Genomic DNA, 8,243 nt, shown 5'->3' with positions numbered 1-8,243 from the left:
CCGCGCCACCGGCGACCAACCGCCACAGATCCTCCGGCGACTCCACCCCACCCGGATACCGGCACGCCATCCCCACGATCACGATGTCGTCGCCGTCGACCCGCGCCGGCAGCGTCGCCACCGGCGCGTCGGCCACGGCCAGGCCGAGCGCGTGGAGGAGGTGGTCGGCCAGTGCCTGCGGGGTCGGGTAGTCGAACACCAGCGACGACCCCAGGTGCAGGCCGGTGGCCGCGTTGATCCGGGTCTTCACCTCCACCGCGGTCACCGAATCGATACCCAGATCCCGAAACGCCGCCCCGGCCTCCACCTGCGCCGCACCCGCATAACCCAACGCCTTCGCCGTCTGCGCCCGCACCAGCGCCAGCAGTTCCCGACGCCGCTCGGCCTGCGGAAGGCCGGCGAGGCGACTTGCCAGCGCCTCGTCGGCGGGGTTGTCGGAGGCGGCGACGACCGCCAGTTCCCCGAACAGCGGCGCGGGCCGCTGCGCGGCGAACGTCGCCACGAACCGCGACCAGTCCACATCCGCGACCGTCGTCGTCACATCACCGGTATCGACCGCCATGTCGAGGGCCTGCATCGCCAGGTCGGGGTCCATGGCGGCGAGGCCGCGACGGGCAAGGTAGTCAGCGGCGTTCCCCTCGCCGGCCATCCCACCGTCGGCCCACGGACCCCACGCGACCGCCGTGCCCGGCTTGCCGGCGGCCCGCCGCGACTCCACCAGCGCGTCCAACGCCGCGTTTCCGGCCGCATACGCGGCCTGACCACCGCTGCCCCACACCCCGGCAATCGACGAGAACACCACAAACAAGTCGAGATCCAGATCGGCGGTCGCCTCGTGCAGGTGCAACGCACCCGACACCTTGCCCGACACCACCGCCCCGAACGACTCCTCAGTGACATCAAGCAAACCCTCCATGCCCGACACACCCGCCGCGTGCACCACACCGGCCAGATCCTCAATGCCAGCCACCACGGCGCGAACAGCGTTCCGGTCGGCGACGTCACACGCCACCACCGACACCTCGGCACCCAGCCCAGTCAGCTCCGCCGCAAGATCACCGGCACCCGGAGCCCGATCGCCCCGCCGCGACACCAACACCACCCGCGACGCCCCACGACTCACCACCCAACGCGCCACCCGCGAGCCCAACGCACCCGTCCCACCCGTGACCAACACCGTGCCCGACAACGACACCGGCGCCACCGAACCCACCGCAGCAGCCCGCCGCAGCCGACGGGCATAGACCCCGGACGCACGCACGGCAACCTGATCCTCGCCACCCCCCGCCAGCACCGCCGCGAACCGGCGACCGTCGCGCTCCCCCAGCACCACCGGAACATCGACCAGACCACCCCACACCCGCGGCAACTCCAACGCCGCGACCCGACCCACACCCCACACCGTCGACGCGGCGACATCCGTCACCGACTCGGACCGACCCACCGCCACCGCACCACGCGTCACCACCCACACCGGCGCGGTGACACCGGCCGCAGTAACCTCCTGCAACGCGGAAACCAGCGACCACGCCTCCCCGCCGACCCACACCACACCCCGCACGTCGCCGACCGCCGCCGCCCGCACCACCTCGGCGCCGCCCGACGCCGGCACGAATGCGACCTCGGCACCGGCCGACACCAGCGCGGACACCACGTCGTCGGCCTGCGTGTCCGACACGACCAACCACGTACCGGACAGCACCGCAGGCGCCGGCTCCGCCATCGGCGCCCAACCGACCCGGTACCGCCAGCCCTCCACCACACCCTGCGAACGACGCCGGCGACGCCACGCGGACAGCGCCGGCAACATGCTCTCCAGCGTCCGGGCGTCCACGCCGTCGAGCTGGCCGGCGAGGCCCTCGTGGTCGCCGCGTTCCACTGCCGACCAGAACGCTCCGTCCTCGGCGCCCGCTGGCTCGGCCGCCTCGGTGGGCATCAGCCAGTAGCGATCCCGCTGGAAGGCGTACGTCGGCAGGTCCACCCGCGGCGCGGCCGGCAGGATCGCCGTCCAGTCGACCGGCACGCCCTCGGTCCACAGCCGTCCGGCCGCCTCCAGGACGGTCGTGGCCTCGTCCCGGTCCTTGCGCAGCGCGGCGACGTAGGTCAGCTCGGGTGCTGCCATCGCGGACAGCACGGCCGCCGGCCCGACCTCCAGGCAGCGGGTCACGCCGTGCGCGGCCAGCCAGGTGATGCCGTCGTGGAACCGCACGGCCTCCCGCACGTGCCGCACCCAGTAGTCGGCGGTGAACTCCTCGACCGGCTCGCCGGTCAGATTGGACACGACCGGGATGCGCGGCGCGGCGAAGTCGAGGTGCGAGATCGCGGCGGCGAACTCGGCGAGCATCGGCTCCATCAGCGACGAGTGGAACGCGTGCGACACGGTGAGCCGGGCGGTCTTGTCAAAGCGCGCCGCCAGCTTGTCGAGGGCGGCGGCCTTGCCGGAGACGACCACCGAGGTCGGGCCGTTGACCGCGGCCACGTCGATCTTCCGGCGGCCGATCGCCGTCCGCACGTCGGCCTCGGTCGCCTGCACCGCCAGCATCGCCCCACCCGCCGGCAACGCCTGCATCAACCGGCCCCGCGCCGCCACCAACGTCACCGCGTCGTCGAGCGACATGACACCGGCGACGTGCGCGGCGGCGATCTCCCCGATCGAGTGACCCAGCAGGTAGTCCGGGGTGACCCCCCACGACTCCAGCAGCCGGAACAACGCCACCTCGACCGCGAACAACCCCGCCTGCGCGTGCTTGGTCTGGTGAATCTCGTCCGACCCCAGGGCCTCCCGCAACCCGTCGAACCGCGCCACGATCCCGTCGAACACCTCCGCGAACACCGGGAACCGCGCCGCCAACCCGACACCCATGCCGACGCGCTGCGCGCCCTGACCGGTGAGCAGGAACGCGGTCCGACCCGTGCCGCCGGAGCCGGCGTCGAGGTCCGTCAGCGCCGCCGCGAACGACGCCAGGTCCGATCCGACGACGACCGCGCGCCGGTCCAGCACGGCCCGGGTCGACACCAGCGCCGAACCGACGTCGGCCGGCCGCAGCTCGGGCCGCGCCAGCACGTACTCCCGCAGCCGCTCGGCCTGGGCCCGCAGCGCCTCCGGCGTGCGGGCGGACAGCACCCACGGCACCGGCCCGGTGACCGGCGCGGCCGGAGCCGGCGCGGACACCGGGGTGGGCGCCTCCTCCAGCACCACGTGGGCGTTGGTGCCGCTGATGCCGAAGGACGACACCGCGGCGCGGCGCGGCCGGTCGCCCGCCGGCCAGGCGACCGGTTCGGTCAGCAGGTGCAGGGCGCCGCTGGTCCAGTCGATGTGCGCGGACGGGGTCTGCGCGTGCAGCGTGCGCGGCAGCTCGCCGTGCCGCATCGCCAGCACCATCTTGATGATGCCGGCGACGCCGGCCGCGGACTGGGTGTGGCCGATGTTCGACTTGATCGAGCCGAGCTGCAGCGGGTGGTCGGCGGGCCGCTGGCGGCCGTAGGTGGCGAGCAGCGCCTGGGCCTCGATCGGGTCGCCGAGCGCGGTGCCGGTGCCGTGCGCCTCGACCACGTCGATGTCGGCCGGGGCGAGCCGCGCGTTCGCGAGGGCCTGGGTGATGACCCGCTGCTGGGACGGGCCGTTGGGGGCGGTGAGCCCGTTCGACGCCCCGTCCTGGTTGACCGCGCTGCCGCGTACGACGGCCAGCACCTGGTGGCCGTGCCGCCGCGCGTCGGAGAGCTTCTCGACGAGCAACACGCCCACACCCTCCGACCAGCCGGTGCCGTCGGCGTCGGCCGAGAACGGCTTGCACCGCCCGTCACCGGCCAGGCCGCCCTGACTGTCGAAGCTGGGGAAGATGTCGGCGCCGGCCAGCACGGTGACGCCGCCGGTGAGGGCCATCGTGCACTCCCCCGACCGCAGCGCCTGGGCGGCGAGGTGCAGGGCGACGAGCGACGAGGAGCAGGCCGTGTCGACCGTGACCGCGGGGCCTTCGATGCCGAAGGTGTAGGCGACCCGCCCGCTGATCACGCTCGGTGCGGTGCCGGTGAGCGCGTGCGCCTCGGCGCCGTCCGGTAGCGGGCCGGCGGTGCCGTAGCCGGACGAGGACGAGCCGATGAAGACGCCGACCGGCTCGCCGCGCAGCGACTCGGGGTCGAATCCGGCCCGTTCGAACACCTCCCAGCAGGCTTCGAGGAGCACCCGCTGCTGCGGGTCCATGGTCAGGGCCTCGCGCGGCGAGATGCCGAAGAGGCGGGAGTCGAACGCGGTCGCGTCGTCGATGAAGCCGCCCTGGCGTACGTAGTCGGCGGTGCCGGCGGCCCAGCCACGGTCGGTGGGGAACGGGCCGATGGCGTCGGCGCCGTCGGTGACGAGTCGCCAGAGTTCCTCGGGGTTGTTGGCGCCGCCCGGGTAGCGGCAGGCCATGCCGACGATCGCGATCGCGTCGTCGTCGGTCGCGGCCTGGACGACCCGCGCCTGTTGCGGGGCCGGCGCGCCGAGCAGCTCGGTGCGCAGGTGGCCGGCCAGGACGGTCGGGGTCGGATAGTCGAACACCAGCGTGGCGGGCAGCCGCAGCCCGGTTGCCGCGTTGAGCCGGTTGCGCAGTTCGACGGAGGTGAGTGAGTCGAAGCCGAGGTCCTTGAAGGCCCGGCTCGGCACCACCGCGTCGGCCGAGCTGTGGCCTAGCACCCCGGCGGCGGCGGTGCAGACCACGTCGGTCAGCAGCCGTTCCTGGTCCGCGTCGGCCAGCCCGGTGAGGCGTTGCGCCAGGCCGGGGCCGGCCACGCCGCCGTCGTCGGCCTTGCGGACGGCCGTGGTGACGAGCCTGCGCAGCAGCGGCGGCACCGCACCGGAGGCCCGGACCGCGTCGAGGTCGAGCCGCGCCGGGACGAGGTGCGCGTCCGGCAGCCGGTGAGCCGCGTCGAACAACGCCAGGCCCAACTCGTCGGACATGCCGCCGCCGACCCGGGCGGCCACCGCGCCGCCCATGCCGGCGGTGTTGGCCCACAATCCCCAGCCCAGCGACTGACCGACCAGACCGAGCCCGCGACGGTACGCCACGAAGCCGTCCAGGAACGCGTTCGCCGCCGCGTACGCCGCCTGGCCCGCCGACCCGAACACCGCCGAGATCGACGAGAACACGGTGAACATCGCCAGGTCCATGTCCCGGGTCAACTCGTGCAGGTGCACCACCGCATCGACCTTGGGCGCCAGCACCCCGGCCACCCGCTCCGGCGTCAGGCTGGTGAACACCCCGTCGTCGAGCACCCCGGCGCAGTGCACCACACCAGCCAGATCCTCGATGCCGTCGAGGACCCCCGCCAACGCCACCCGGTCGGACACGTCAGCCGCGACCACCCGCACCCGCGCGTCCAACTCCGGCACCGGCCCGCCGGAACGGCTCACCAACACCAGATCCCGCACCCCGTGGACATCGACCAGATGCGCCGCCACCACCGCACCCAACCCACCCGTGCCGCCGGTGATCAACACCGTCCCATCGACCGGGCGGGGAACCAGCACCACGTTCTTCCCGACGTGCGCACCCCGACTCATCGTCCCCAGCACCGCCGGCAACTCCCGCACATCCGCCACGCTCGGCGGCAACAGGCGCAGGTCGCCGGCCTCGAACAACGCCACCAGGTCGGCCAACATCACCGCCGTGCGATCCGCCCCCGCCTCCGACAGGTCGAACGCCTTGTACCAAACCCCGAGCCGACGCTCGACCTCAGCGGCGTCACGAACATCCGCCTTACCCATCTCCACGAACCGGCCACCCGGGCGCAGCATCCCCAACGACGCATCCACGAACTCACCCGCCAGCGAGTCCAACACCACATCCACACCGCCGAACACATCCGCGAACCCGAGGTCCCGCGACGACGCGATGCGCTCCGGGTCCACGCCGAGCGCTTCGACCGCCGCCCACTTCCCCGGCGACGCCGTCGCGAACACCTCCGCACCCCACAACCGGGCCAACTGCACCGCCGCCGAACCCACCCCACCAGCAGCCGCATGCACCAACACCCGCTCACCGGCCCGCAACCGCCCCAGATCCGCCAACCCGTACCAGGCCGTCAGGAACGCCATCGGCACCGCCGCGCCCTGCGCGAACGACCACCCCGCCGGCATCCGCGCCACCACCCGCCGATCCGCCACCACCTGCGGCGCGAACCCACCATGGAACAACCCGAACACCCGATCACCCACCACCAGGTCGGAAACGTCCGCCCCGACCTCCACCACCACACCCGCACCCTCGGAACCCATCACCGCATCCGGATCCGGATACATCCCCAGACCCAACAACACATCCCGGAAGTTCACCCCCACCGCACGAACCGCGACCCGCACCTCACCCGCGCCAAGCTCCGCACCCGCAACCTCCACACACGCCAGGCCCGACAACGCACCGTCACCACCCGGCGCCACCCGCCACGACTGGACGTCCACCGGCAGGTCGAGCCGGTTCGGCGGCGTGGTCAGCCGCGGCACACGGATCGTCCCGGCCCGCAGCGCGAGTTCGGGCTCGTCCGCGCGCACCGCCGCGCCGAGCAGCGACCAGGAGCGGTCGTCGTCGTCGGTGTCGACAAGTACGATCCGGCCCGGGTTCTCGCTCTGCGCCGACCGCAGCAGACCCCACACCGCGGTCGCCGCCGGGTCGGTGACCGGCCCGGTGGCGGGCACGGCGTCGCTGGTCAGGACCGCCAGCCGGGTGTCGGTGAAGCGTTCGTCGGCCAGCCATGCCCGCACCGCGTCGAGGGCCGCGGTGGTCAGCGTGTGGGCGGCGGGGACGAGGCCGTCGCGGGACGCCTCGGGGATCCGCCACAGGACCAGGTCCGGCAGTTCCCCGCCGTCGGGCAGGTCGGCGAAACCGGGGTACGTGACGGCGGCGCCGGCCCGCTCGTCGACACCGATCGCGGCGAAGGGGGCAGAAGCGCCTTCCGGTGCGGGCACCGCGGTCCAGTCGACGGTGTAGAGGGAGCCGTCGGTGACCGGGGTCGGCCGCTCCAGCGCGTCGGCGGTGACGGCGCGCATCGCGAGCCGGCCGATGCGGGCCACGGGCGCGCCGGTGCCGTCGGCGACGTCGATGGCGATGCCGGACGAGCCGGTGGCGGACAGCCGCACCCGCAGCACGCCGGCGCCGGTGGCGAGCAGGCGCACGTCCGTCCAGGCGAACGGCAGACGGGTGGCGCCGGCACCGGCCAGGTCGGTGAGGCCGATGACGTGCAGAGCGGCGTCCAGCAGGGCCGGGTGCACCCCGTACGCGGCCGCCTCGGGTCGGGTGTCCTCGGGCAGCGCCACCTCGGCGTACACCGCGTCGGCGCAACGCCAGGCGGCCCGCAACCCCCGGAACACCGGGCCGTAGGCGAGGCCGGCCCGGTCGGCGAGCTGGTCGTAGAAGCCGTCGAGGTCAACGGCGGTGGCGTCGGCCGGGGGCCAGGCCGACAGGTCGGGGGTGGTCCGGTCGGGGGCGGTCCGGTCCGGCGAGTCCGCGACGAGGCTGCCGACGGCGTGCCGCAGCCAGCGCGCGTCCGGTCCCGGCCGGGACCAGATGCTGACCGGCACGTGCCCGGCGCCGTCGTCGGCGCCGACGCTGACCTGTAGCTGGACCCCGTCGGCGGGCAGCACCAGCGGGGCCTCGATGGTGAGTTCCTCGAGCACCGGCCGCCCGGTCTGCCGTCCGGCCGAGGTGGCGAGTTCGACGAAGGCGGTGCCGGGCAGCACGGTACGGCCGAGCACAACGTGGTCGGCGAGCCACGGCTGCCGCTGGGCGGACAGCCGGCCGGTCAGCAGCAGCCCGTCACCGCCGGCGATGGAGACCGTCGCCCCGAGCAGCGGGTGTTCGGCGCGGCCGAGGCCGGCGGCCTCCACGTCTGCGCCGACGGCCCGGTCCAGGCGCGGCCAGAACCGGCGGCCCTGGAAGGCGTAGGTGGGCAGGTCGACGCGGGGTGCGGCGGGCAGGATCGCGGTCCAGTCGACCGGCACGCCCACGGTCCACAGCTGGGCGACCGCACGCAGCAGACTGTCGGTGTCGTCGCGGTCCTTACGCAACGCCGGCACGTACGTCAACTCCGGCGCCGCCATCGCCGACAGCACACCCGCCGGCCCGACCTCCAGACAGCGGGTCACCCCGTTACCGGCCAGCCACCGCATGCCGTCGTCGAAGCGCACCGCCTCCCGCACATGCCGCACCCAGTAGTCGCCGGTGTATTCCTCGACCGGCTCCCCGGTCAGGTTCGACACCACCGGAATGCGC

General features: G+C 73.8%; 1 protein-coding gene. It reads right to left on the bottom strand.

The features are described 5' to 3' along the window. Positions 1-8,230: type I polyketide synthase (locus AB0H28_RS29775; protein ID WP_358047391.1), on the bottom strand; the 8,230-nt coding region annotated here is incomplete at its 3' end. Between the last annotated feature and the right edge of the window lie 13 nt (positions 8,231-8,243).

The organism is Micromonospora sp. NPDC050980, assembly GCF_040653835.1.
Lineage (GTDB): Bacteria > Actinomycetota > Actinomycetes > Mycobacteriales > Micromonosporaceae > Micromonospora.
The sequence above is the reverse complement of the archived record's forward strand: the minus strand, read 5'-3'. Positions and strand labels throughout refer to the sequence as shown.